Origin of the sequence: Streptomyces capoamus (assembly GCF_014654935.1) — a bacterium.
Classification (GTDB): domain Bacteria; phylum Actinomycetota; class Actinomycetes; order Streptomycetales; family Streptomycetaceae; genus Streptomyces; species Streptomyces capoamus.
The window spans coordinates 128,736-153,822 of sequence record NZ_BNBF01000018.1; the positions used below are offsets into that span (position 1 = coordinate 128,736).

Annotated in this window: 20 protein-coding genes; 7 read left to right on the forward strand and 13 right to left on the reverse strand. The window is 74.1% G+C overall.

Features of this window, described 5'->3' with window-relative positions; translation table 11 throughout:
• The 9 genes from IE312_RS41910 to IE312_RS26340 form a co-directional block, all read right to left on the reverse strand.
• Positions 1-669 (reverse strand): beta-ketoacyl [acyl carrier protein] synthase domain-containing protein (locus tag IE312_RS41910; protein ID WP_229900458.1); only part of this gene is annotated, 669 nt, incomplete at its 3' end.
• Positions 670-752: 83 nt separating this feature from the next.
• Positions 753-2,006 (reverse strand): beta-ketoacyl synthase N-terminal-like domain-containing protein, encoded by a 1,254-nt coding sequence (locus tag IE312_RS26305; protein ID WP_189984800.1) that lies wholly within the window; start codon positions 2,004-2,006, stop codon positions 753-755.
• Positions 2,003-3,241, reverse strand: coding sequence for a beta-ketoacyl-[acyl-carrier-protein] synthase family protein (locus IE312_RS26310; RefSeq protein WP_189984801.1), 1,239 nt, complete (start codon positions 3,239-3,241; stop codon positions 2,003-2,005). The genes IE312_RS26305 and IE312_RS26310 overlap by 4 nt, the downstream gene beginning before the upstream one ends.
• A 14-nt stretch (positions 3,242-3,255) precedes the next feature.
• On the reverse strand, positions 3,256-3,999 hold the full coding sequence (gene fabG, locus IE312_RS26315; RefSeq protein ID WP_189984802.1) for a 3-oxoacyl-[acyl-carrier-protein] reductase: 744 nt from the start codon (positions 3,997-3,999) through the stop codon (positions 3,256-3,258).
• Positions 3,999-4,256, reverse strand: coding sequence for an acyl carrier protein (locus IE312_RS26320; RefSeq protein ID WP_189984803.1), 258 nt, complete (start codon positions 4,254-4,256; stop codon positions 3,999-4,001). Before IE312_RS26320 ends, fabG begins: the two co-directional genes overlap by 1 nt.
• Positions 4,257-4,330: 74 nt before the next feature.
• Positions 4,331-5,125 carry an SDR family oxidoreductase gene (locus IE312_RS26325; RefSeq protein WP_189984804.1) on the reverse strand — a complete coding sequence of 265 codons (795 nt, stop codon included), beginning with the start codon at positions 5,123-5,125 and terminating at the stop codon, positions 4,331-4,333.
• Positions 5,126-5,179: 54 nt separating this feature from the next.
• The gene (locus IE312_RS26330) at positions 5,180-6,115 is read right to left on the reverse strand and encodes a beta-ketoacyl synthase N-terminal-like domain-containing protein (RefSeq protein WP_189984805.1); all 936 of its coding nucleotides are present in this window, start codon (positions 6,113-6,115) and stop codon (positions 5,180-5,182) included.
• Positions 6,112-7,269 carry a beta-ketoacyl-[acyl-carrier-protein] synthase family protein gene (locus tag IE312_RS26335; protein WP_189984806.1) on the reverse strand — a complete coding sequence of 386 codons (1,158 nt, stop codon included), beginning with the start codon at positions 7,267-7,269 and terminating at the stop codon, positions 6,112-6,114. The genes IE312_RS26330 and IE312_RS26335 overlap by 4 nt, the downstream gene beginning before the upstream one ends.
• Before the next feature lie 2 nt (positions 7,270-7,271).
• Positions 7,272-8,063, reverse strand: coding sequence for an alpha/beta fold hydrolase (locus IE312_RS26340; RefSeq protein ID WP_189984807.1), 792 nt, complete (start codon positions 8,061-8,063; stop codon positions 7,272-7,274).
• Between the two features lie 278 nt (positions 8,064-8,341).
• Here IE312_RS26340 and IE312_RS26345 point away from each other — a divergent pair, with 278 nt between their 5' ends.
• The 7 genes from IE312_RS26345 to IE312_RS26375 all read left to right on the forward strand — a co-directional run bounded on the left by IE312_RS26345 (position 8,342) and on the right by IE312_RS26375 (position 18,086).
• Positions 8,342-9,271, forward strand: a complete 930-nt coding sequence (locus IE312_RS26345; RefSeq protein WP_189984808.1) for a sterol desaturase family protein — start codon at positions 8,342-8,344, stop codon at positions 9,269-9,271.
• Entirely contained in the window at positions 9,268-10,833 is a 1,566-nt protein-coding gene (locus IE312_RS26350) for an MFS transporter (protein WP_189984809.1), read from the forward strand. The genes IE312_RS26345 and IE312_RS26350 overlap by 4 nt, the downstream gene beginning before the upstream one ends.
• Before the next feature lie 141 nt (positions 10,834-10,974).
• Positions 10,975-12,531: an isocitrate lyase/phosphoenolpyruvate mutase family protein gene (locus tag IE312_RS26355; RefSeq protein WP_189984810.1), complete on the forward strand. Its 1,557-nt coding sequence runs from the start codon at positions 10,975-10,977 to the stop codon at positions 12,529-12,531.
• Positions 12,528-13,667, forward strand: coding sequence for a phosphonopyruvate decarboxylase (aepY, locus tag IE312_RS26360; protein WP_229900459.1), 1,140 nt, complete (start codon positions 12,528-12,530; stop codon positions 13,665-13,667). Before IE312_RS26355 ends, aepY begins: the two co-directional genes overlap by 4 nt.
• On the forward strand, positions 13,664-14,812 hold the full coding sequence (locus IE312_RS26365; protein ID WP_229900460.1) for a pyridoxal-phosphate-dependent aminotransferase family protein: 1,149 nt from the start codon (positions 13,664-13,666) through the stop codon (positions 14,810-14,812). Before aepY ends, IE312_RS26365 begins: the two co-directional genes overlap by 4 nt.
• Positions 14,809-17,031, forward strand: a complete 2,223-nt coding sequence (locus IE312_RS26370) for an FAD/NAD(P)-binding protein (protein ID WP_189984811.1) — start codon at positions 14,809-14,811, stop codon at positions 17,029-17,031. The genes IE312_RS26365 and IE312_RS26370 overlap by 4 nt, the downstream gene beginning before the upstream one ends.
• Before the next feature lie 287 nt (positions 17,032-17,318).
• Positions 17,319-18,086 carry an AfsR/SARP family transcriptional regulator gene (locus tag IE312_RS26375; RefSeq protein ID WP_189984812.1) on the forward strand — a complete coding sequence of 256 codons (768 nt, stop codon included), beginning with the start codon at positions 17,319-17,321 and terminating at the stop codon, positions 18,084-18,086.
• A gap of 157 nt (positions 18,087-18,243) precedes the next feature.
• On the opposite strand, the gene IE312_RS26380 is transcribed toward IE312_RS26375, so the two are convergent.
• The 4 genes from IE312_RS26380 to IE312_RS26395 all read right to left on the reverse strand — a co-directional run.
• On the reverse strand, positions 18,244-19,455 hold the full coding sequence (locus IE312_RS26380; protein WP_189984813.1) for a cytochrome P450: 1,212 nt from the start codon (positions 19,453-19,455) through the stop codon (positions 18,244-18,246).
• A 189-nt stretch (positions 19,456-19,644) separates the two neighbouring features.
• Positions 19,645-20,583: a beta-ketoacyl-ACP synthase III gene (locus IE312_RS26385; RefSeq protein WP_189984814.1), complete on the reverse strand. Its 939-nt coding sequence runs from the start codon at positions 20,581-20,583 to the stop codon at positions 19,645-19,647.
• A gap of 168 nt (positions 20,584-20,751) precedes the next feature.
• Positions 20,752-22,221 (reverse strand): MFS transporter, encoded by a 1,470-nt coding sequence (locus IE312_RS26390; protein ID WP_189984815.1) that lies wholly within the window; start codon positions 22,219-22,221, stop codon positions 20,752-20,754.
• A 36-nt stretch (positions 22,222-22,257) separates the two neighbouring features.
• On the reverse strand, positions 22,258-25,087 hold a 2,830-nt coding region (locus IE312_RS26395), incomplete at its 5' end, for a type I polyketide synthase (RefSeq protein WP_189984816.1).

Here is a 25,087-nt window from a genome sequence, read left to right on the forward strand (position 1 = left end):
GCAGCGGGCGTTCGGGGACAGCCCGCCGAAGTGGGTGAGCCCGATCGTCACCTCGGGCGTCACCATGACGTTGGCCGCCCCGACGAGGGCGCCGTCCACCTCTCCGGTACGGATCGCCTGGCACGCCAGGTGCAGGGCGACCAGCGCGGAGGAGCACCCGGTCTCCAGGTTGAGGCTGGGACCCGTCAGGCCCATGAAGTACGAGACCCGGGCCGACAGCATGTCCAGGGAGGTGCCGGCGATCGAGTGCTGGGTGATCGGGGTGCCGCGGTCGTTGCGCAGGTTCTCGTAGTCGTGCCAGATCCCGGCGCTGTAGACGCCGATGCGGGAGCCGCGCAGCGAGGCGACGGGGACGCCCGCGTTCTCCACGGCCTGCCAGGAGGCCTCCAGCAGCAGCCGCTGCTGGGGGTCCATCACCTCGGCCTCGCGCGGGGAGATGCCGAAGAAGGCGGCGTCGAACCGGTCGATGTCCGCGAGGAACGCGCCGCGGTCCTGGATGGGCTTGCGCGGGTCCCAGACCTCCTCGGTGTTCCAGCGCTCGGCCGGGACGGGGCGGACGGCGTCGCCGCCGCTGATCAGCAACTCCCAGAACCGGTCCAGGTCCGGGGCCTCGGGGAACCGCCCCGCCATGCCCACGATGGCGATCTGCTGTGCCGGGTCCTGCTTCACTTTTTACCTCCTAGCCCGGCGGCCGGTACCCGGTCCGGGATGGTCATGGGTTCTCTGGGCGCCCGGTCCGCGGGACCGGCCTCCTAGCGCGGGGGGCGCAGGACCACGGCGGCGGCGCCGGGGCGGTCGTCCGTCGTCAGGACCAGGGCCGCGGCGGCGGCGGGGCACCGCTGGGGCGCGCCGCTCACCGACAGGCGCGGCAGCGTCGGGGACCAGTCGGCGAGCCCCGCCGTAGCAGGGGTCTCGCCGCACCGCAGCGCCCGGGCCGCGAGGGCCACCTGAAGCAGGGTGGTGGTGCCGGCGCAGTCGCCGAGCGCGGCGCCCGTCGCGAAGACCGGGACGTGCGCGCCGAACGCCCCGCCCAGGGCGTGGGCCTCGGCCCGGTCGACCGGCCCGGAACCGTCGGCCGAGGAGCAGACGAGCCCCACGTCCCTGGGCGCCACGCCGGCGGCGGCCAGGGCGGTGGCGACGGCACGCGTGGCGGCGGCGCCGTCCGTGTCGCCGGCCTCGCCCAGGGCGGTGCCGACGGCGGCGATCTCGGCGTGGACCCGGGCGCCGCGCTCAAGGGCCCGTCCGGTGCCCTCGACGACGAGGACCACGACGGCCTCGCCGGGAAGGGACCCGGTGGGTTCGGGTGCGAACGGCCGCGGAGTGCGCGCCGGGCGGCCGGCCGGGGCGTCCCCGGCCGCCGGGACCCCGCCGGCCCCCGGCTCCCGGGCGCCGGCCGCGTCGAGGGTGAGCGGGTCCAGCACGTCGACCGCCGCCACCAGCACCACCTCGGCCTGGCCGGTGCGCACGAGGTCGCCGGCCACGGTCAGGGCCTCGGCCCCGGAGCACCGGCCGGCCGTGACCGTGAGGACGGGGCCCTGGGCGTCCGCCCCGATGGCGAGGTCGGAGACCGCCGCGTTGAGGCTGCCCTGGGGGCCGGCGTACGGACTGACCAGATCGGTGCCGAGGGTGAGACCGTCGTGCAGGACCTGCAGGTAGCCGGTCAGACCGGCGCCCGTCGTGCCCAGGACGACACCGAGGTCCTCCGGGGCGGGGGCGCCGTCCGCGTCGAGTCCCGCGTCCTGCCAGGCCAGCAGGCCCGCCCGGGACACCAGCAGCGACTCGCGGCTCAGCGCGCGCAGCCGCTTGCGGCCGAAGGCGGACACGTCGGACAGGTCGTCGGGGAGCGCGGCGGCCGGCGCCGGACCCCGGCCCGGGTACAGGCCGCCGGGCGGGGCCACGTCCGCGATCGCGCTGCGGCCGGTCCGCAGGCCCTGCCAGGTGGCGTCGTACCCCGCGCCGAGCGCGGTGGCCAGTCCCACTCCGGTGATGACGGCCGAGGTGCTCATCCGGCGTTCCTTCCGAGGCCGGGACGGGTGAACACGGTGCACGCCGTGTTGCCCCCGAATCCGAAGGCGTTGTTGACGACCACGTCCAGCGGTGCCTCCCTGGCGGCGCCGTACACGAGGTCGACCGGGCAGGCGGGGTCCGGGTCGACGAGATTGGCGGTGGGCGGGATCACCCCGTCGCGCAGCGCCAGCACACAGGCCACGGCCTCGATGGCGCTGGCCGCGCCCTGGGTGTGCCCGAGCGCGCCCTTCAGGGAGGAGAGGGCGGGGCCGCCGTCACCGAAGACGGCCCGGACGGCCGCCGCCTCGACGACGTCGTTCGAGGGTGTGCCGGTGCCGTGCGCGCTGATGTGGCCCACCTGTTCGCGTGCCACGCCGGCCATGGCCAGGGCGCGCTCCAGCGAGCGGCGTGCCCCGCGCCCTTCCGGATGCGGCGCGGTCATGTGGTGGGCGTCGCAGGCGGACGCCCAGCCGGCGAGTTCGGCGTAGACACGGGCTCCGCGTGCACGCGCGTGCTCGTACGACTCCAGGACGAGGGCGGCGGCGCCCTCGGAGACGACCAGCCCCGAGCGGTTGCGGTCGAACGGCCGCAGCGCGTCGTCGGTGAGCGAGCGCAGACTGGCGAACATCATCATGATGCCGGCGGACAGCTCCTCCGCACCGCCCGCGACCATCACGTCCGCCCGGCCCGCCCGGATGGCCTCCGCGGCGTACGCGAGCGCGCTGTTGCCCGACGCGCAGGCGGTGGCGACGACCGAGCCGGGCCCGAGGAACCCGTGTTCCCGGGCGACGGCGTCGGCGAGGCCCACGACGGGGGGCGGCTGCACGGCGGGGGCGTCCGCCCCGCCCGTGGCCGTGCCGTGCGCCCCGGCCCGGTGGAACCGCGTCACCGCCGGTTCCAGCGCCGCCCGGCTCCCCAGCAGCGTGCCGAAGCACACCCCGGCCCGGGCCGGGTCGCCCGCCCACGGGACGAGGCCCGCGTCGGCGGTCGCCGCCGAGGCCGCCGCCACCGCCAGCCGGGTGACGCGGTCGCCGGTGCCGCGGACGGCCGGGAACCCGCGCACCTCGCCGGCCAGCCTGCCCGCGAAGTCGGCGGCGTCCGGCCGCTGAAGCGGGCGGGTGCCGACGACCGCGTGGACGACGGAGTCCCAGAAGTCCTCCAGCGTCTCCCCGACGGGGCTGAGGACACCGAGGCCGGTCACCACCACACGGGCGGAGCGGTCCACCACTGCCATTGCCTGACGCCTCCTCAGATGCCGATTCCGCCGTCGATCCGGACGACCTGGCCCGTGATGTACGCGGCACGGTCCGAGGCGAGGAAGGCGACCGCGTCGGCCACTTCCTCGGCCGTACCGGTCCGCCGCAGCGGGATGTCGGCGACGATCCGCCGACGGGCCTTCTCGTCCAGGGCCGCGGTCATGTCCGTCTCGATGAGGCCCGGCGCCACCACATTGGCGCGAATGCCGAACCGGGCCACTTCCTTGGCCAGCGACTTGGCGAAGCCGACGATCCCGGCCTTCGACGCCGCGTAGTTGGTCTGCGAGGCGCTGCCCCGCAGACCGGCCACGGAGGACACGTTGACGATCGCGCCCCGGCGCCGGCGCATCATCGTCATGATCGCCGCCTGGCACACGGTGTAGGTCCCGGTGAGGTTGGTGGCGACGACGGCGTCCCAGTGCTCCCGGTCCATGACCGCCAGGGGCATGTCCCGGATGATCCCGGCGTTGGTCACCAGCGCGTCGACGGCGCCGAGCCGCTCCTCGGTCTCCTCCAGCCAGCCCCGCACCGCGTCCGGGTCCGTCACGTCCACCACGGCCCCGTGCACCCGCACGCCGTGCCGCTCGGCGAGCGCGTCCAGCCCGGCGGTCCCGGCGGACGGGGTGCGGTGGCAGTACCCGACGTGGTAGCCGTCGGCCAGGAAGCGCTCGACCACCGCACGGCCGATGCCGCGCGAACCGCCGGTGACCAGGGCCGTACGGGGACCGGTGGTCATCAGGACGCCTCGAGCTGTTCGGCGAGCAGCGCGTAGGTCTCGTTGAGCGAGCGCACCTTCTGCAGGTTCGACTCGGCCAGCTTCGTGCCGTACTTGCGCTCCAGGGTGACCAGGATCTCCAGCGCCAGCAGGGAGTCGACGTCGAGTTCCTCCTTGAAGTCGGCCGTGTCGGTGACCTCGGCGATGTCGACGTCGATGATCTCGGCGATGGTGGCGCGCAGGTCTTCCAGGTCGAGCGGGGTGGTGAGTTCGGGCATCGTGGTTCCTCCGTGGTGGGTACCGGACTGTCGGGGGGCCCGTCGGCCGGGCCCCGGTTCGCCTGGCGGGGCCGTCACACGAGGCCCTCGCCGCCGTCGACGTCGATCACGTTGCCGGTGATCCAGGAGGAGTCACTGGCGGACAGCATCACGACGGCCTCGGCGACGTCCTCGGTGGTGGTGAGCCGGCCGTGGGGGTTGGACCCGCCGGCCCGCTCGGCCAGGACGTCGCTGCCGGGGATGCGGATCAGGGCCGGGGTCATGGTGAGGCCGGCGCGCAGGGCGTTCACGGCGACGCCCGAGGGCGCCAGTTCGACGGCCAGCTGCCGGACGTGGGAGACGAGGGCGGACTTCGCCGCGGACACCGCGCCGTAGTTCGGCATGACCCGTTCGTCGCCGCGGCTGGTGAGCGCGAACACCTTGGAGCCGCGGCCCAGCAGGCCGGCGGTGTACAGGTCGCGCACCCAGTAGACGAGGCTGTGGCCCATGACGTCGACCGTCATGTCCATCTGCCGGGGGGTGATGACGTCCGGCTGCCCGTCCCGCGGGATGAACGGCAGGAGGCTGCCGAAGGCGAGGGAGTGCAGCAGCACCCGTATCCCCTGCGGACCCGTCAGCTCGGCCAGCCGGCCGGCGACCTCGGCCCGCGTCTGCGGCTTCGCGGCGTTGAGGTTGTGGAACGACGTCCGGACGCCGAGGCCGTGCAGCTCCTCGACGAGCGCGTCGGCCTCCTCCTGCTGGGCGCTGGTGCCGAAGTAGACACCGCACACGTGGGCGCCCTCACGGGCCATGGCGAGGGCGGTGGCCCGGCCCATGCCGCTGGAGGCGCCGAGTACCAGGCACCACGATCCCTTGACGGATGACAGCATGTTTTCCTCTTGCTCGGCGGATGGGTCGGTGGGGTGGGGAGGTCGCCGCCGGCCTCAGCGGGCGGCGACGGTGGCGAAGGCGAGATTGCCTTCCCGGGACGCGACGACCACGGCCTCGGGACCCGTCAGGTCCGGCCGCACGGCGCGGGCGAGCAGTTCCAGCGGCGCCAGGGCGCCCGCCCGGCGCGAGCCGGTCACCTCCGTCACCTCCGTCGTCCCGGCGCACCAGGCCCGCACCGCGTCCGCGGCCGTGCGGGCCGCGGGCGAGTCGTCGCTCAGCAGGTGCAGCGCCGGCGGTGGCGCCGGGCACACCCCGTCCAGCGCCTCCCGTACGGCGCGCCCGGCCCGCTCCCGTCCGGCGGGGGTGGCGGCGGCCCGGGGCGGCAGGAAGCGCAGCGCGGTGCGGACGACGGGTCCCGGGGCGGCCGCGGTGCGGGCCCGCAGGAGCAGCAGCGCGGCGCCCGACTCGGGCAGGGCGTCGCCGGCCCGCGGGTCGGGGGCCTCGGTGGCACCGGCGAGGACCAGGTCGCCCCGCCCGGCGGGGAGCGCGCGGCCGGCCAGGTGGACCGCTTCCAGACCCGCCACCCGGGGCGAACTCACCGTGACGTTGAAGCCCTTGAAGCCGTGTTCGGTGGACAGCTTCGCCGCGACGAGGTTCACCGAGAAGAAGGGCACGCGCATGGGACTGAGGGAGTCGATGCCGCCGTCGCGCACGGCCGACTCGATGTCGGCGTGCAGGGCGGTGACGGCACTGTTGGTGCCGACCACGATCCCGCGGCGCTCCGGCGCGTGCTGCTCGGCCGCGCCGTCGGCCAGCGCCTCCCGGGCGGCCGCCATCAGGTAGTGGCAGGCCTCCGGCAGGTACCGGTGGCCGCGTCCGAGCCGGCTCCGGTGGTCGAACCACCGTCCGTCCGGCGGGAGCGGCACGGGCGGTACGACGACACCGGTGCCGACGACCGTCGCCTCGGCCACGCCGTGCCGGGCGGTCACCTGGTCCCCCCCTCGAACACGAGCGAGACGTTGCTGCCGCCGAACGCGTAGGCGTTGAGCAGGATCCGCCTCCGTCGCAGCGGTACCGGTTCGCGCGGCAGCCACACCGGGCACTCGGGGTCCTGCCGCCGGGGGGCGATGTTCGCGGGGATGCGCCCGTGCCGTGCCATCAGCGCGGCGGCCACGACGGCGAACGCGGCCGCCGCGCCCGCGGTGTGTCCGATGAACGCCTTCAGGCTGAACAGCGGTACGCGCTCCAGGCGGTCGCCGAGCACCTCGCGCAGCACCCGGGTCTCCAGCACGTCGTTGTGCGCGGTGCCGGTGCCGTGCGGCACCACGCAGCCGATGTCCTCCGGGCCGCTCGCCGCCTCCCGCAGGGCCTCGCGGGCGGCCCGCACCGGCTGGTCGCCCGCCGGGTCGGGGGCGGTGAGGTGATGGGCGTCGCAGCTCCAGCCGCCGCCGCTCAGCCGGCCGTAGGACGGCCGGCCCGCCGCGGCCCGCGCGGACCGCACGACGAGCATGGCCGCGCCCTCCCCGAACACGGTGCCCCGGCGGTCGGCGTCGAACGGCCGGCACAGCTCGGGGTCGTTCGCGCCCAGGCGGCTGAAGCCGGCCAGCGGCGCCCAGCCGAGCGCCTCCGCACCGCCGACCAGCACGGTGTCCGCCTCGCCGCAGTCGATGAGGTCCATGGCGACCGACAGGGCGTACCCGCTGGCGGCGCAGGCGTTGCTGACGTTGATGTTGGTGCCGAACGCGCCGAGTTCGCCGCCCACCTCGGAGGCGAGCCGGAACACCGGCGCCCACCCGGCCGGCGGCGTGGTCACGCCGTCGCGTTCGCCGCTCTCCCCGCCCGCGGTGCCGAGCACCACGGCCATGCCGGCGATCTCGTCGTCGCTCAGCCCGGCGTCGGCCACGGCCTGCCGGGCCGCGTGCAGGGCGAGCCGGGTGGCCCGGCCGTACGGGTCGCCGGTGTCGGCCGCGCCCTCGGGCACCTGGTAGGCGAGGACGTCGGGCACCCGCTCGGTGAGCCCGGCCACCGGGGCCGGGCGCGGAGCCGTCGAGGTCAGTCCGGTCCAGAAGGCCCCGGTCCCCGCGCCCAGGCAGCTGACCGCGCCGAGCCCGGTGACGTGGACCCCGGGGTCTGTCGTCCCCATGCTCACCGCACCTCCGCGCCGACGACCGACTCGTTCACGAACGCGTGGACCGCGTCGGCGAACTCGCGCGGCCGTTCGGCCATCGGGAAGTGCCCGCAGGCGTCGAGCAGGGACAGCCGGGCCCGGGGCAGCGCCCCGGCGAGGGCCTCGGCGTCCTCCGGCGGCGCGAACCGGTCGTCCCGGCCGGCCACCACGAGGACGGGCAGGTCGAGTGCGGCGGTGTCGAGGAACGGGCTGCGCAGATAGCTGTCGTAGAAGCGCAGCCAGCCGTAGGGGCCGACCCGGTCGCGTACCAGCAACGCCATGTCGCGGCGCAGGCCGGCGTCCAGCACGCGCGTCGACGCCAGGCGCAGGGCCTCGTCGAACACGTCCTGGAAGATGCCCAGGTAGTGCTGGGCGGTGTCCCAGTGGAAGTCCCCCGGATCGCGCCGGTGGAAGGGCGAGACCACCACCAGCCCGCCCGGCCGGGTGTGCCGGGGGGCGGTGGCGAGGTGCTCCAGCGCCAGCAGCGCGGAGTAGGAGTGGGCGATCAGGACGTCGACGCGTCCGGGCACCTCGTCCAGTGCGGCGCCGATCCATCCGGCCGGATCGCCGCCCGGCAGGCTCCATCCGGATCCGCCCGTCTGCCCCCAGGGCAGCTCGGCGGTCCACACCTCGACGCCGGGCCCGGCGTGCTCCTCGTAGGGGCGCCAGCCGGCGCCGGTGGCCGCCAGGCCGTGCAGGGCCAGCGCGCGCACGGACCGCCCGTGTGCCGTGGCCGGTGTTCTCCGGACGACGACAAGACTCCCGCTCATGGCTACCCCGTTCACGACTCATGGACGGCCGCGGCGGCTTCTCGTCGCCCGTCACCGCTCGCCCCGTTGGAGCATAGGTATTTCTTCTTAACCCCCGCTTAATGACCGATTGCCCTGGTCGCCGACCGCGCGGAAAAGCCGATGCGGGCCCGCTCAAAAGGAGTTCGTAAGCCTGCCTTAAGAGCGCCGAATTACGCTGCGTAAACGATCGGGCAGTGGCGGGCATCAACGGATCACGTGCGGCGGGCCCGGCATGGAACGAACACAGGAGGGGCCTGATGCTCGACAAGGTGATCGACCGGCTGCACGACCCTGCGGTGTACGCGATGCCCGCCATGGCACTGCTGATCGTGATCGAACTCCTGGCGATCAAGTTCGGGGACGACCCCGACGGGCGTCAGGGCTACGACCCGCGGGACCACCGGGCGAGCATCATCACCGGTCTCGGCGCGCTGGTCTCGTCCACCCTGCTGCGGACCGTGGCGCTCGCCCTGTACCTGCTGGTCTACGAGTACGTCGCGCCGTGGCACCTCTCGCCGACGGCGTGGACGACCTGGTTCGTCGTCTTCTGGGGCGTCGAGTTCCTGCTGTACTGGTACCACCGGGCCGCGCACGCCATCCGGCTCATCTGGGCCGGTCACCAGGTGCACCACTCGAGCCAGTACCTGAACCTGTCGACCGCGCTGCGCCGCAAGTGGGCCCAGTGGTTCGAGAAGATGGTGTGGCTGCCGCTGCCGCTCCTCGGCGTCCACCCCGCCATGGTGTTCACCATGCACTCGGTGCACCTGCTGTGGGGGCTGTTCGCGCACACCGAGAAGATCCGCAAGCTGCCGCGGCCCATCGAGTACGTCTTCGTGACGCCCTCGCACCACCGGGTCCACCACGGCAGCGACCCGGAGTACCTGGACAAGAACTTCGGCAGCATCCTCATCATCTGGGACCGGATCTTCGGCACCTTCCAGCCCGAACTGCACCGGCCCACGTACGGCCTGACCAAGCAGCTGGAGACCTACAGCATCTGGAAGATCCAGCTGCACGAGTTCGCCACCATGGTCCGGGACGTGCGCGGGGCCAGGACGCTCCGCCACAAGCTGGGCTACGTCTTCGGCCCGCCCGGCTGGCAGCCCGCCGAGGACACCGGCGCCGGCCACGGCGACCGCCCCGAGCCGAAGTCCGCGGCCGTGGAACTGCCCGGAGCGGCGACGTGACCCCACCGGAAGCCGCCGCCGGGCCGGTGACCGGGCACGAGGCCACCCGGAACGGCCTGCGCGGCCATCCCTGGCTCACCGTCCTGACGCTGTCCGTCGGCGCGATGATGGTGTCGCTGGACACGACGATCGTCACGGTCGCCCAGCCGGTCATGCAGGGGGACCTGCACACGGATCTCACCGGCATCCAGTGGGTCACCGACGCCTATCTCCTGGCTGTGGCCGCGCTCCTGATCGCCGCGGGCCGGCTCGGCGACCGTTTCGGACACCGCACGATGTTCCTGGTGGGGGCCGCCGGGTTCACCGCCTCGTCGGTGGCCATCGGCCTCTCCTCCAGCCTGGGCTGGGTGGTCGGGCTGCGCGTGGTGCAGGGCGTGTTCGGCGCCCTGATGCAGCCGGCCACCCTGGGACTGCTGCGCAGCGCGTTCCCGGCCGACCGGCTCAACCAGCCCATCGCGGTGCGCAGCGCCGTCATCGCCGCGTCCACCGCGGCCGGCCCCGTGGTCGGCGGCCTGCTCGTCGAACACGCCCAGTGGGGCTGGGTGTTCTTCCTCAACGCCCCGCTGGGTGCCGTCGCCCTGCTGCTCGGGGTCACCGTCCTGCGCGACACGCGCGACGAGGGCGCGGGCAGCCGGCTCGACCTCGTGGGCATGCTGCTGGTGGCCGCCGCCCTGGACGCGCTGGTGTGGGGCCTGAGCGTGGTGGCCGATGCCGGCTGGACCGACCCGCGGGCGCTGCCCTGCCTCGCGGCGGGTGTGGTGCTCGGCGCCGCCTTCATCGGCTGGGAACGGGACAGCGCGCACCCCCTGGTGCCGCTGCGCCTGTTCCGCTCGGCACCGTTCACCTCGGGTGTCCTCACCATGGCCATGATGGGGTTCGTGATGGTCGGCGCGCCCTTCGTGCTGATCTTCTACCTGCAGAACGTGCTCGGCCTGTCGCCCGCCGACTCCGGGATCCGGGTCCTGGGCCTGACCCTGCTGATGATCGTGGGCGCACCGCCCGCGGCGATCTGGATCGGCAGGACGGGCCCGCGCATCCCGGTGGCCGCCGGGCTGACCGTCATCACCGCGTCGATGTGGGCCCTGTCCGCGCTGGACGCGCAGTCCGGCACCCTGCGCACGACGTCGTGCTTCCTGCTGCTGGGCGTCGGCTTCAGCCCGGTCATGGTGGGCGGCACCAAGCTCGTCATGAGCAACGCCCCGAAAGAGCTGTCCGGGGTGGCCGGCGGGATCCAGCAGACGGCCATGCAGGTGGGGGGAAGCCTCGGCATCGCGGTCGTCAGCGCCGTCGTCATGACGTACACGGCGGACCGGCTGCCGGGCCGGCTCGCGGACGCCGGCGTCACCCTGCCGCCGGAGCGGACCGGACGGGCCGTGCGGTCCGTGGCCGTCGGACTGCCGCCCGACCTCGGTGCCGGGACGGCCGCCCACGGCGTGCTGGAGCGGGTGGGCCAGTCGGTGTTCCTCGGCGGGATGCAGTACGCGCTGCTGGCCACGGCCGCGGTGACGGCGGTGGGGGCGGTCGTGGTGGCACGGGCCCGGCAGGAGCGGCCGGCCGCGTAGCGCCCGGATTTATCCCGCCGATCCGAATTCCCGCCCGCCGGCCGTCCCCGTTTCCGCCGCCTTTCCCGTCCACAGTCAACCGTAGATTTCAGGGCTGCCCCAATGGTGCTGCGCCGCCCTCACCCGTAAGGAGAATTCGGCATGGGTGCTGCAACAACGGAATACCATCGGGCGCCGGGGCTCTCGGGGGCGCGCCGGCTGCGCGACCTGTTCGCCCGGCCCGGCGCGGTGCGCCTGGCCGGCGCGCACAATCCGCTGGGCGCCCGGCTGGCCCAGCGCGCCGGGTTCGACGGAGTCTGGTCCAGCGGTCTGGAGGTGTCCGCCTCGCAGGGCGTGCCGGACACCGACATCCTGACGATGAGCGAACTCCTGGGCGTGGCCTCCTCACTGGCCGCCGCGGTCGACGTCCCGGTGGTGGCCGACTGTGACGCCGGGTACGGCAACGCGCACAACGTGATGCACATGATCCGCCGCTACGAGGCGGCCGGCATCGCCGCGGTCTCCATCGAGGACAAGCGGTTCCCGAAGGTCAACAGCTTCATCCCGGGCCGTCAGGAGCTGGCGCCGGTGGGGGAGTTCTGCGGCAAGCTGGCCGCGGCCAAGGAGGCGCAGCGCACGCCCGACCTGGTGCTCATCGCCCGCATCGAGGCCCTGATCGCGGGCTGGGGCATGGACGAGGCCCTCGCCCGCGGGGAGGCCTACGCCGCGGCGGGCGCCGACGCGGTGCTGATCCATGCCAAGGGGTCCTCGCCGGAGCCCATCCTGGACTTCCTCTCCCAGTGGACGCTGCCGACGCCGGTGGTCGTGGTCCCCACGACCTACCACACCATCACGGCGACCGAACTCGCCGAGGCCGGCGCCAAGATGGTCATCTACGCCAACCACGGGCTGCGGGCCGGGATCGCGGCGATGACCGACACCTTCGCGTCGATCCTGCGGGAGGACCGGACCACCGGCATCGAGGACCGCATCGCGCCCCTGGCCACCGTCTTCGACCTGCAGGGCATGGCCGAGCACAAGCGGCACGAGGCGGAGTTCATCACGTCCTACGAGACCCGTCCGCGCGCGCTGGTGCTCCCCGGCCCGTCCGGTGAGCTGCCCGCGCCGCTGCGGGAGCACCGGATCGCGGCACTGCGCCGCTGCGGCGTCGAGGACGTCACGGTCGCCGGCGGGCAGGACCGCCCGTCCGCCGTGGACGCCCTCCTCGCGCTGCCCGAGGCCCACCACGGCCCCACCCTCGTCGTCGACGGCGACGTCCTCGTCGAGAGCGAGCCGCTGCGGCTGCTGGCGGCGGCGGGCGCCGACGTCGCCGTCCTCGCGGACGTGTCGGCGGCGTCCCGGCGCGCCGACGCCCTGCCGCTGGCGCTGAACTCCGTCACACAGGGCGGCCGCAGAGTCGCGCCCGGCGGGGCCGCGCAGGTCGTGGCCGTCGGAGCGGCGCGCGCGCAGGACGCCGACGCGGAGTTCGCGGGTGCCGCCGTCTTCCCCGCGGAGGGCTTCGCCGCGCTGCGCGCCGCGGCCGAGAAGCGGCGCGCCGACGGGACGCCGGTCACCCTGGGCGAGCTGGTCGCCGACCTGCTCCAGGCGGGCGTACGCATCCGCGCCGTCGAGGTCGCCTCCGGCTGGATGGAGCTGCGCACCGCGGACGACGTGCGCCGCGCCACCGGGCTGGTGGCGGAGCAGGGGGCGCGACGGTGACCGGTGACGTGCCCGCGCGGCTCGGGGCGGACGGCGTCGTCGCCCTGCTCAAGGAGCGCGGCCTCGGGCCCTTCACCGGGGTCCCCTGTTCGTTCCTCGGCCCGGTCATCAGCTGTCTGCAGGCCGAGCACCCGGACGACTACGTCATCTGCGGCAACGAGGGAGAGGCGGTCGCCATCGCCGCGGGCGCCCGCCTGGCCGGCCGCCGACCGGTGGTCATCCTGCAGAACTCGGGGCTCGGCAACGCCGTCAACCCGCTCACCTCGCTGTGCCACACCCTTCGGCTGCCGGTGCTGCTCCTGGTCACCTGGCGCGGGCGCCCCGGGCAGCCGGACGAGCCGCAGCACGAGCTGATGGGCGCGATCACCCCCGAGATGCTCACCGCGATGCGCATCCGCAACGAGGTGCTGCCGGCGACCCTGCCGGAGCTGGCCGTCCGCCTGGACGCCGCGCTCGCGCACATGGCCGCCACCGGGCTGCCGTTCGCCTTCATCGTGCCCAAGGGAGCCATCGCCCCCGGCCCGGCGTCCGAACCCGCCGGACCGGACCCGCGCGCGCACCTCATGGGGCGGGCCGAGGCCATCGGCGAGGTGACCCGTGCCATGGATCCGGCGACCCTGCTCGTCGCCACCACCGGCAAGACCGCCCGCGAGCTGGAGCGGGACTTCGACCGGCCGGAGAACCTGTACGTCGTCGGCTCCATGGGCTGCGCCTCCAGCGTGGCCCTCGGCGTGGCGATGCACGCGTCCGGCCGGCCGGTGGCGGTGCTCGACGGCGACGGCGCCGCGCTGATGCGCCTGGAGGCCATGGCGGCGATCGGCCGCGAGACCGGCCGCCTCGCGCGGCCCTTCCTGCACGTCCTGCTCGACAACGAGGCCTACGAATCCACCGGCGGCCAGCCCACCGCCTCGGCCGGTGTGGACTTCTGCGCCGTGGCGACCGCGAGCGGCTACCGCTCCGTGGCCGACGTGGCGGACGCGGAGCACCTGCGCGCCGCGGTGCGCCGCGCCCAGGACGAGGGCGGTGCCCAGTTGATCCGCGTGCGGATCCGGTCCGGTTCGGATCCCGGCCTCGGCCGTCCCGCGCTCCGCCCGCCGCAGTCGGCGGCTCGTTTCATGGAGGTACTCGCACCGTGACCCCCTTCGCAGCCGCTGCCACCGACCGGCTGGTCCTGATGAACCCCGGTCCGGTCGTCCTCGACGACCGGGTGCGCGCCGCGCTCTCCGGGCCCGACCTGTGCCACCGCGAGCCCGAGTTCGCCGGCCTGCTCGCCCGGATCCGGCACAAGACGACCCTGGTGGCCGGCGGCGGTGACGCGCACACCGCGGTGCTCCTCACCGGGTCCGGTACCTCGGCCGTGGAGGCGGTGATCAGCTCGGCCGTCCCGCCCGGCGGCGGGCTGCTCGTCATCGACAACGGCCACTACGGCGAGCGGCTGGCGGACATCGCCGCCGCGCACGGGATCCGTACCCACCGGCTGGAAGCGGGCTGGGCCGTGCCCGTCGACCTGGCCGCGGTCGAGCGGGCCCTGGCCGCCGATCCCGGCCTGACCCATGTCGGCGTGGTCCACCACGAGACCAGTACGGGCATGCTCAACGACGTCGCCGGCATCGCCCGGATCGCGCACGCCTACGGCCGCGAGGTGATCGTCGACGCGGTCAGCAGCGTCGGTGCCGAACGGGTGTCACCGGCCGAGGACGGGGTGGACTGGCTGGCCGGGTCGGCCAACAAGTGCCTGGAGGGCGCACCGGGGCTGGCCTTCGTCGTCGCCGCCACGGACGCGTTCGAGCGCTTGGGCGCCTTCCCGCGGCGGACCTACTACCTGGACCTGCACCGGCACTACACGGCCCAGGCCAAGTCGGGCCTGCCGGCCTTCACCCCCGGCATACCGGCCTGTTACGCCTTCGAGGCGGCGCTCGACCTCGCCCTCGCCGAGGGGCGTGAGGCCCGGCACGCCCGCTACCGCGCCCTCGCCGAGCGGCTGCGCGCGGGTCTGGAGGCCCTCGGTCTCGAACTGCTGCTCCCGCCCGGGCAGCGGGCCGTGGGACTGACCGCCCTGCGCCTGCCCCCGGGCACCGGCTACGAGGAGCTCCACCGGGGGCTGCGCGCCGCCGGGTTCGTCATCTACCGGGCCCAGGAGCGGCTGGCCGCGGACCACTGGCGGCTGTCCACGATGGGCCGGATCACCGCGGCCGACATCGACCGCTTCCTGAGCGTGCTCGCGGACCTCCTGCGGGACCGGGCGGACTCGACCGACGTCACCGAAGGGGGCACGAGGTGACCCTCGCACACGCCGGCCCGGCGAACCCGGCCGACGCGGCGGCGCGGCCGGACCGCCCGCACAGGCTCGCCGTGGTCGGGGGCGGGCCCCGGGCGACGTACGTCATCGAGCGGCTCTCGGCGACGGCCGACCGGCTCGGGGAGCGCCGGCTCGAGGTGCGGGTCTTCGAGCGCACCGGGGAGTTCGGGGCCGGCCAGGCGCACAGCCCCGCACAGGCCCGGACCAGCTACCTCAACCGCATCGGCTGCCAGGTCGGCTTCGCCGCCGACGAGACGGTCGTGGGCGCGGGTCCGCTGCGGCCACGCGATGAGCGGCCGACCCTGCACGAGTGGTGCCGGCGCCGGTTCGCCGAGACCGGGCACCCGGACTTCGACCTGCGTCCGGAGGACTGGCCCCGGCGCTACGTGCACGGGCTGGCGTTGAGCGACATGTTCCGGGCGTTCGCGGACGACCTGCGCCGGCACCCCGGCGCCGAGGTGCACCTGCACCACGCGGAGGTCGTGGACATCGAGCCCGCCGGTGCCGGACTGCTGGTCGTCACGGCGGACGGCAGCCGCCACCCGGCCGACGAGGTGCTGCTGCTCACCGGGCACTCGTACCACGATCCTCGCCTGTCGCCGGAGGGACGCCGGCTGGCCGAGGCGGCGGCCCGCGGCGGGGCCGCGTACGTGCCGCACCCCTACCCGCTGAACGAGTGGCTCGGCCCGGACACCGTCGGGCCGGCGGACGTGGTCGGCTGCGCCGGCATGGGCCTCACCGCCATCGACGCGATCCTGCACCTGACCGAGGGGCGGGGCGGCAGCTTCCACGAGGAGCCCGGGCGCGGGCTGGTGTACCGGGCGAGCGGTGCCGAACCCGCCGCGATCGTCGCCTTCAGCGGTTCCGGGCTCTTCACCTTCGCCCGGCCCGACAACCACAAGCCGGGGGACGGCTCCGGCGACCACCCCGGCACCTTCCTGACCCGGCAGGCGGTGGACCTGCTCCGGGCCAACCGCGGGACGCCGTACCCCACGCCCGACCGCACCCGGCCGCAACTCGACTTCGACCGGGACGTGCTGCCGCTGGTGGTGGCGGAGATGGCGCACCTGCACTACGTGACGCTGTTCGGCCCGGGCGCGGCGCTGGCGCTGACGCAGCGCGCGATGCCGTCCTACCTCGCCTTCCTGGCGGGTGCGCGCGGCGAGGACCGTCTGCTGCCGGCGCTGGAGGCGGCCGTGGACGGCATCGTGCGCGTCCTGCAGCCGGTGCTGCGCGGCGAACAGGCCCTGTACGAGGCCCAGAAGACGGTCGTGTGGCCGGTCCGGGACGTACTGCTGCACTGGGTGCGGACGGTGCACGGGCCGGCGGCGCAGTACGAGGTCCGCAGCTGCCTGGACCGTTCGCTGCCGCCGGCCCCGGTCCTGCGGGGCCGCGACTCGCCGTACTCCCTGGACACCGGCCTGGACGGGAACCGCTTCGACTGGCGTGCGGTCGTACGCCCGGTCGGCCCGGCGGACTCCCCGGCCGCCTACCGGTCGCAGCTGCTCACGTTCATGACGCGCGATCAGGCGTGGGCCCGGCAGGGCAACCTGCGCAATCCGCACAAGGCCGCGACCGACGGCGTGTGGCGCGATCTGCGGTCGGTGATCTCCTACGCGGTGGACGACGCCGGGGTGACCGCGGCCTCCCAGCGGGCGTTCCTGCGCCGGCACACCAGTCTGCACAACCGGCTGGCCAACGGGGCCGCGCCGGAGGTCATGGCGAAGATCACCGCGCTCGTCGAGCACGGACTGCTGGACGTGGGCACCGGTCCGGCCGCCCGGGTGTGCCATGACGAGCCGAGCGGGCGCACGGTCGTGGTCGGGCCGCACACGGGTGCGCGCCGCGCCCTGGACGTGCTGGTCGAGGCGCGCATGCACCCCTTCGACCCGCGCGCGGACGTACGGCCGCTGTACCGCAACCTGCTGGAGCGCGGCCTGGTCCGCCTGTGGCGCAATCACGGCGGGGACGACGCGGGTGCCACGGATTTCACGCCCGGCGGTCTCCACCTCACCCCGCGGTTCCACCCCCTGCGCGCCGACGGCGGCGTGGAGTCGCGCCTCACGGTCCTGGGGGCGCCGGCGGAGGGGGCACGCTCGTTCCTGCTGTCGGCGCTGCGTCCGGGCGCGGACCACTACGTCATGCGGGACACCCTCGTCTGGCTCGACGGCTTCTGGGAGTCGCTCGCGAGGTCCCGTTGAATATGCCGTGTCGATTTGATCAGGGGTGAATGCTTGCCATACGCTTACCGTAGCGTCCAGTCAATGTTGAATTCTGAAGCACTTGCGGTGGGGCCGAAGCTGCCCAATGCCCCCATTCCTCCGCATTTGCGCTGGTCATTGGCTCAGGACATGCTCAAGTCTCTTGACGCTCCCCCACAGAATCGTTGATCATCGAACGTCTGTGGCAGGGCTGCCCCTGCCTCGTCTGGTGAACACGGGGGTGTTTAGGCATGCTTTTCCGTATTCTGGGTCCGCTCGGAATAGAGATGTCCAACGGTGAAAGTGTCAAGCCCTGGGCGCCGAAAAATCGCGCCGTACTGGCCTACCTCTGCGTGAACAATCGGACGGCGGTCTCTCCGGAACGACTGATCAACGCGATCTGGTCCGGCACGCCGCCGCGCCGCGCCCACACCGCCCTGCACGTCTACATCTGCAATCTGCGAAGCCGCTTCCGCGAGCTGGGCCTCGACGCCTCCGTCCTCACCACCCAGTCGACCGGATACGAACTGCGCCTGCCGCACTCCTCCCTCGACCTCAACCTCTTCGAGGCGCACCTGACCGAGGCCCGCGACCTGCAAGATCACGGCGAACTCGAGGCGGCGTCCGCCGCGCTGGGCGCCGCGGTCGCCCTCTGGCGCGGACCGGCGCTGGCGGACTTCCGTGACATGCCCGCTTTCACGGGCATCCGCCGGCTGCTCGAGGAGAAGCGGGTCTACGCCCACCAGCGCCGGCTGCAGCTGGAGCTGGACCTCGGTCGCCACCACGAGCTGATCTGCGAGCTGTATTCCCTGATCGAGGCGCATCCGGCCTGGGAGGCGATTTACGGATACCTCATGATCGCTCTGTACCGCAGTGGCCGTACCGTGGACGCGCTGCGCACCTTCGACCGGATCCGCGGGATTCTGGTCGAGGAACTGGGCGTCGAGCCGGGACCGCAGTTGCAGCATATTCAGCGGTCCATTCTCGCGCGCGATTCCTGGCTCGAATCCGGCGCCGACCGCGGCCTGGCCGGCCTTCAGGTCTCCCTGCGCTGACCGTACTGCACGGCGCTTTACGCGGCGGTCCCGGCCGTTGTGCACTCCAGCGGCCGGGCGCTGATCAATCGCCATCGCACACAGGGAATCCACGGCGTTCCGCATTTCGGTGAAGTGCGTGCGGGCGCCGTGGGCGGTTGCTTCCCGCGGTGGCCGGCTACACCGCCTCGAAGCGCAGGGGCAGGGTCACCGGGCCCTGGATGGTGTCGGGCCGGCTCCACACGGTCTCGCCGTCGAGCGCCAGGCCGGTCAGCCGCCGGGAGAGGACGGTCAGTGCCTCGCCGAGTTCGGCCCGTGCCAGGACCGATCCGATGCAGCTGCGCAGTCCCCAGCCGAACCCCATGTGGGGGTGGCGGAAGGTGCGTCCGATGTCGAAGCGGTCGGGCTCCGGGAAGACGCTCTCGTCGCGGTTGGCGAGTGTGGACATGACAATCACGGGGGTTCCCTTGGGGAGCAGCAGCCCGTCCAGCTCCATGTCCTCGTCGGCGACGCGCTTCATGGCGTACGCCGTCGGCGCGTAGCGGACGACCTCCTCGACGGCGGCCGGCACCAGTTCCGGCCGCCTGCGCAGCCGCTCCCATTCCTCGGGACGCTCGGCGAAGCAGTGCAGGGCGATGGCGAGCTGGTTGCGCGTGGTGTCCGTACCGCCGACGATCAGCGAGGTGATGATGGTCATCACGTCGGTGCCCGACACCGTGGCGCCATCGGCCTCGGCGGCCGCGAGGAGGTCCGTGATCAGGTCCTGACCGGGATCCCGGCGCCGCCGCCCGATCAGGTCCTCGATGTAGGAGTCGATCTTTTCGGTGGCCGCCATGGCCGCCGACACCGTACTCGGGTCCCCCGAGAACAGGGCGGTCGACGCCTCCGCCACCTCGGCGAAGAACTCCGCCTCCGCGCGCGGGACTCCGAGCACCCAGCAGATCACCGAGATCGGCAGCGGGTTGCAGAAGCTCACGACCGCGTCGCACCGCCCGTGGTCCGCCACGCGGTCCACCAACTCGTCGACGACCTTGGCCATCGCGGGCCGGAACCGCTCGAAGTTGCGCGGCCGCAGGGCCGGGATCGCCAGCCGGCGCAGCCGCGTGTGCCGTTCGCCCTCCTCCAGCAGCAGCGAGCTCCGGCGCCGCTCGACGAACCTCGGATCGATGTCCGGCATGGCGCCGATCTCGGCCCTGAGGCCGTTGCCGAATCTCCTGTCCGACAGCGCGACCCGGCAGTCCGCGTACGTCGTGAGCACGACGGACGACTGCCAGCGCACGAAACGGTGGCCCCGGGTCAGCCGGGGGAGCCACTGCCAGGCCGGGCCCGTGCTGAGCGCCACCTCGTCGTCGATGGAGTGCAGATCCGTCAGACGGATCGATGCGGACATCGTTGTCTTCCTTTCCGAACGGGTTCCTTCAGTCGGGGTTCGAGTGGTTGATCAGCCGGCCGTCACGGCGCGCCGGCCGTGGTGCCCGGTCTGCGCGCCGTCCGGCGTGTCCGCACGGCGCGAGCGTCCGGCGTCACGCCGGCGAGGAGGGGCGACGACGAGCCGGGCCCGGCGCCCGGGCGGGACCCGTCACGGGCACCGGACGACCTGGCCGGCGTACGACAGGCCGCCGCCGAACCCGAAGAGCAGCACGGGGGATCCCGACGTGAGCTCCCCGCGTTCCACCAGCTTGGAGAAGGCCAGCGGGATGCTCGCGGCCGAGGTGTTCCCGGAGTCCACGACGTCACGCGCGATGACCGCGTTCACCGCGCCGATCTTCCGGGCGACCGGCTCGACGATCCGGAGGTTGGCCTGGTGCAGGACGACACCACCGAGTTCCTCGGGCTTGACGCCGGCGCGCTCGCACACGGAGCGGGCGATGTCCGGCAGGGTGGTCGTCGCCCACCGGTACACGGACTGGCCCTCCTGCGAGAAGGTGCCCGAGCGGCCCTCGATGACCACGGCCCTGCCCATATCGGGGACCGATCCCCACACCACGGGGCTGATCTCCGCGGTGTCGGACGCGGTGACGACGACGGCACCCGCCCCGTCGCCCACCAGCACGCAGGTGCTGCGGTCGGACCAGTCCACGAAGTCCGTGAGCTTCTCGACCCCGATCACCAGGGCCTTCGTCGCGGAGCCGCCCTTGATGGCCAGGTCGGCCATGGCCAGGGCGTGCGGGAAGCCGGAGCAGGCCGCGCTGATGTCCATCGCCGCGGGCGCCGTGACACCGAGCCGGTTCGCGACGCGCGCCGCCACATTGGGAGAACGGTCGTGGGAGGTGCAGGTCGCGACGAGGACGAGGTCGATCTCCGCGCCGGTCAGACCGGCGTGGGCGAGGGCCTTCTGAGCGGCCTCCGCCGCCATGTCCGCGACCGACTCGTCCTCCGCGGCCACATGCCGGGTCCGGATGCCCACCCGGCTGCGGATCCACTCGTCACTGGTGTCGACCATCTCCGCGAGGGCGTCATTGGTGAGCACCTTCTGCGGCTGGTAGTGGCCGACGGCCACGAGGCGGGATCCGGTCATGGTGAAAGCCTCCTGAAACACTGGTCATGTGACTGTCCATCACCCTAGTCGGCCGCGGGAGCGGCCGGAACGGAAGCAGAAGCGGACCACCCGCCCCCATCGGGGCAACCCGGGAACCGGCACTTCGCCGACCGGTCACCGTGCGGTCCCCGCGGCTGCCCCCCCGTGTCAGGCGACGGTTTCACCGGCCGGGTCGCTCCGCCGGACGGCGGGCTGTGCCGGGTCCGCCGGGCCGCGGGGGATCCGGATCGCCAGGGAGGCCACCGCGGCGGCGAAGCAGCCGATCGCGGTGATCCAGAACGCTTCCCGGTAGGCGTGCAGGGTGGGCAGCGGCAGTCCCTCGATGGTGTCGCCGGCCAGGGTGGAGCCGAGGACAGCCGTTCCCACCGCGCCTCCCACCGTACGGAACACCGCGTTCATGCCGTTGGCGATGCCGCTCTGCTGCAGGGGGACGGCGGAATTGATGGCGGCCGGCATGGCCGTGTAGGCGAGGCCGACACCGAAACCGAACACCGCGGCGGCGAGATAGAGGTCGACCGGGTGCCCGTTGACCACGGCGAGGAAGCCCATCGCCAGCGCTGCCAGCAGTCCGCCCAGGGAGAGCGGGACCCTGGGTCCTCGCGCGGCGATCAGCTTGGCGCCGACCGGGGCGGCCGTCATGCTGCCGATGGCCGAGGGCAGCAGCATCACACCGGCGTGCAGGACGTCGGCGCTGAACCCGTAGTGCGCGATCTTCTCCGGGGTCTGGGCGAAGTTGCTGATCACCATGAAGCACCCGTACATGCCGAACCCGATCACCGCGCCCGCCACGTTGGTGATGGCCACGACGGGGCTCATCAGCATCCGGATGCTCACCAGGGGGTCCGGCACCTTCAGTTCGACGACGGCCCACACGGCGGCGATCACCGCCGCCGCCACGAAGAGGCCGACGATCCGGCCCGAGCCCCAGCCCCAGGCGTTGCCCTGGCTGACGGCGAGCAGCAGGGCGCACAGCCAGCCGGCCAGGGTGACGGCGCCCAGCGGGTCCACCTTGCCGGCGTGACCGGTCCCCCGGTCCCTGGGGATGCCCGCCACGGACCAGGCGAGGGCGACGAGACCGACGAGCAGCCCGGCCCAGAACACCGACTTGTAGCTCCACTGCTCCATCAGCACACCGGTGACCACCAGGCCGAGGGCGCTGCCGATGCCCATCGCGGCGCTGACCGCCCCGATGCCGCCCGGGACGCGTTGCGGCGGGAGCTGGTTGCGCACCAGGGCGATGGCCAGCGGGAGGACACCGCCGCCCGCGCCCTGCAGCACACGGGCCACCACGAGCCAGGTGAACGACTCCGTGCTCACCGCGAGCGCCGACCCCAGAACCAGGCCGCCGAGCGACACCAGCAGCATCGGCTTGCGGCCGTAGAGGTCACCGAAGCGCCCCAGCAGCGGGGTGAGCACCGCCGCCGCGAGCAGGTTGGCGGTCATCAGCCAGGCGATCGTGCCGCCGGAGACGTGCACGGCCGTCGCGAGGGCGGGGAGGATGGGCACCACGGCGGTCTGCACCATGCTGAAGGCCAGCATGGACAGCACCAGCGCCGGCAGTGTCTGGGCGCTGCGGGGTGCCTCGGGCGGCGTGGCCGCGTCGTGATTCGGTTTCATCTCACTGCTTCTGTAGGAGGACGGCGGGGGAGGGGGTCACGGCTGCTTCGGCACGGCCTCCTTGGCCAGCACCTCACCGAGGTACCGCGACAGCGCGGCGGCCGAGGGGTGGTCGAAGGTGAGCGTGCTCGGCAGCCGCAGGCCGGCCGCGGTGGTCAGCCGGCTGGTGAGTTCCAGCGCGGTCAGCGAGTCGAGTCCGAGCTCCCAGAACTCCCGCTCGGGCTCGACGGAGTCCGCCGAGGCGTACCCCATCACCGCGGCGATCTGTTCCCGGACGAACGCGAGGAGCGCGGCGGGACGTTCCGCCTCCGGCAGCGCCGCCGTCCGGTCCCGCAGCGAGACCCGGGGCGCCGCACCGGGCCGTGCCGCCCCGGCCGGTGCCAGCCCGGCCAGCACCCCGGGGAGGCCTGCGGAGCGGGTGCGCAGCGCCCTGGTGTCGAGCGCGGCGGGCACCAGCACGGGCTCGTCGCGGGCGAGCGCGGCGTCGAACAGCTCGATGCCCCGCTCGACGGACAGCGCCGCCAGGCCGGACCGGGACATCCGGGCGATGTCCACGTCCGACAGGCTCGCCGCGAGTCCCGCGTCCGGGTTCCACAGGCCCCAGGCCAGCGAGACGGCGGGCAGCCCGAGCGCCCTGCGCTGGTGCGCCAGCGCGTCCAGGACGCAGTTCGCCGCGGAGTAGTTGGCCTGCCCCGCGCCGCCGAGGATGCCGATGACCGAGGAGAACAGGACGAACGCCGACAGGTCGTCGCCCCTGGTCAGCTCGTGCAGGTGCAGCGCCGCCGTGCTCTTGGCCCGCAGGACGCGCCGCAGCCGCTTGGGCGTCAGCCCCGTGACGGTGCCGTCGTCCAGGACCCCCGCCGTGTGCACGACGGCACCCAGCGGAGCGTCCTCGCGCAGCCGCGCCAGTACCTCGGCCAGCGCCGGCCGGTCGGCCGCGTCGCACGCCAGGACCGACACCTCGGCACCGAGCGCGGTCAGTTCGGCCACCAGGCCGTCGGCGCCGGGCGCCGCCGGGCCGCGCCGGCTCAGCAGCGCCAGCCTGCGCACGCCGTGCCGCCGCACCAGGTGGCGGGCGAGCAGGCCGCCGAGCATGCCGGTCCCGCCGGTGATGAGCACGGTGCCGTCCGGCCGCCAGGGACCGCTCGCGCCGCCGCTTCCCGGCACGGCCGGGGAACGCCTGCCGCGGACGACCGCCAGGCGGGGTTCCCGCACGGCACCGGAGCGGACGGCCGTCTGCGGCTCGCCCGACGCGATGGCGCCGACCAGCTGGTCCACCCCGCCTTCCCCCGGTTCGATGTCGACCAGGACGAACCGCCCGGGGTGTTCCGTCTGGGCACTGCGGACCAGGCCCCAGACGGCCGCGCCCGCCGGGTCGGACACCTCCTCGTCGGCGCGGGTGGCGACCGCGCCCGCGGTGACGAGCACCAGCCGGGTCGCGGCGAGCCGTTCGTCGGTCAGCCACTCCTGGACCAGCCTGAGCGCCCGCCGGCTCGCCGCGGCGACCGCCTCGTCGACGGTGTCCTTCTCCCCCACGCACGCGACGACGACGGCCTCGGGCGGTGGCACCGGGGCCCCCACCAGAGTGTCGAGGGCCAGCAGGTCGGGGCAGACGTCCAGCGGTATCCCGACGCTCTTGAACATCCCGGTCAGGCCGAGGTGGTCGCTGCCCAGGAACGCCCACCGGCCGGCCGGCCCGCCGACGGGCGCCGCGACCCCGGCGACCGGCCACTCCAGCCGGTACAGCTCCCCCTGCCGCCCCCCGAGCGCCCGCTGGAGCTTCTCGGGCGTGGTCGGCCTCAGGAGCAGCGACTCGACCGAGGCCACCGGGCGGCCCGTGCCGTCGGCGAGCGCCAGCGCGTACGTCGGCTCACCCGACGAGCCGTCCTCGCGCAACGGGGTCACCCGGGCCCGCAGGCTCCGCCCGGCCGGTGCGTACGTCTCGATCCCCTGCCAGGTGAAGGGCAGGGCGGTCGCCGCGTCCGGCCCCGGTGCCAGGACCGCGTGCAGCACCGCGTCGAGGAGAACCGGGTGGAGGCGGAAGCCGTCGGCCTCCTCGGCCGCGCCGCCGGGGAGTTCGACCTCGGCGAGGAGTTCGTCCCCGAGCCGCCACAGGGCGCGCAGTCCGCGGAACGCGCTGCCGTACCGCAGGCCGCGTGCGGCGAGCCGCTCGTAGACACCGACGAGATCGACCTCGACGGCTCCGGCCGGCGGCCAGCTCCGCGCCGCCGCCGGGGCGGCGGCCGGGCCCCCGGCCCGCGGTGCCTCCAGCCGGCCGGTCGCGTGCCGGGTCCACTCCCCGCCGGACGCGTCCTGCGGCCGTGCGTGCACGGTGAAGGCACGGCGGCCGTCCGCCTCGGCACCGCCGGCACTCACCCGTACGTCGACCGCGGTCCCCTCGCGCAGCGCCAGCGGCGCCTCGAGGACCAGCTCTCCGACCCGGCCGCCGCCCGTCTCCACGGCGGCGTGCAGGGCCAGTTCGGCGAATGCCGCGCCCGGGAGCAGAGCCGTGCCGAGCACGACGTGGTCGGCCAGCCAGGGGTGGCTGTCCAGGGACAGCCGGGCGGTGTAGACGACGCCCTCGGTGGCGGGCAGTTCGACCGCCGCCCCGAGCAGCGGGTGGTCCGCGGTGCCCAGCCCCGCGCCGTCGAGGCCGGCGCCACCGCGCGCCGGTGCGGTCAGCCAGTACGACTGCCGGTCGAAGGCGTACGTCGGCAGCGCGACGGTGCGCCCGCCGGCCCGGGACAGCCCGGCCGCCCAGTCGACATCGGCCCCCTGGACGTACAGGGCGGCCAGCGCGGTGAGGAACGTCCGCTCCGCGGGCCGGTTGCGGCGGGCGGCGGCCGTCACCACGGCGGCCGGGGCC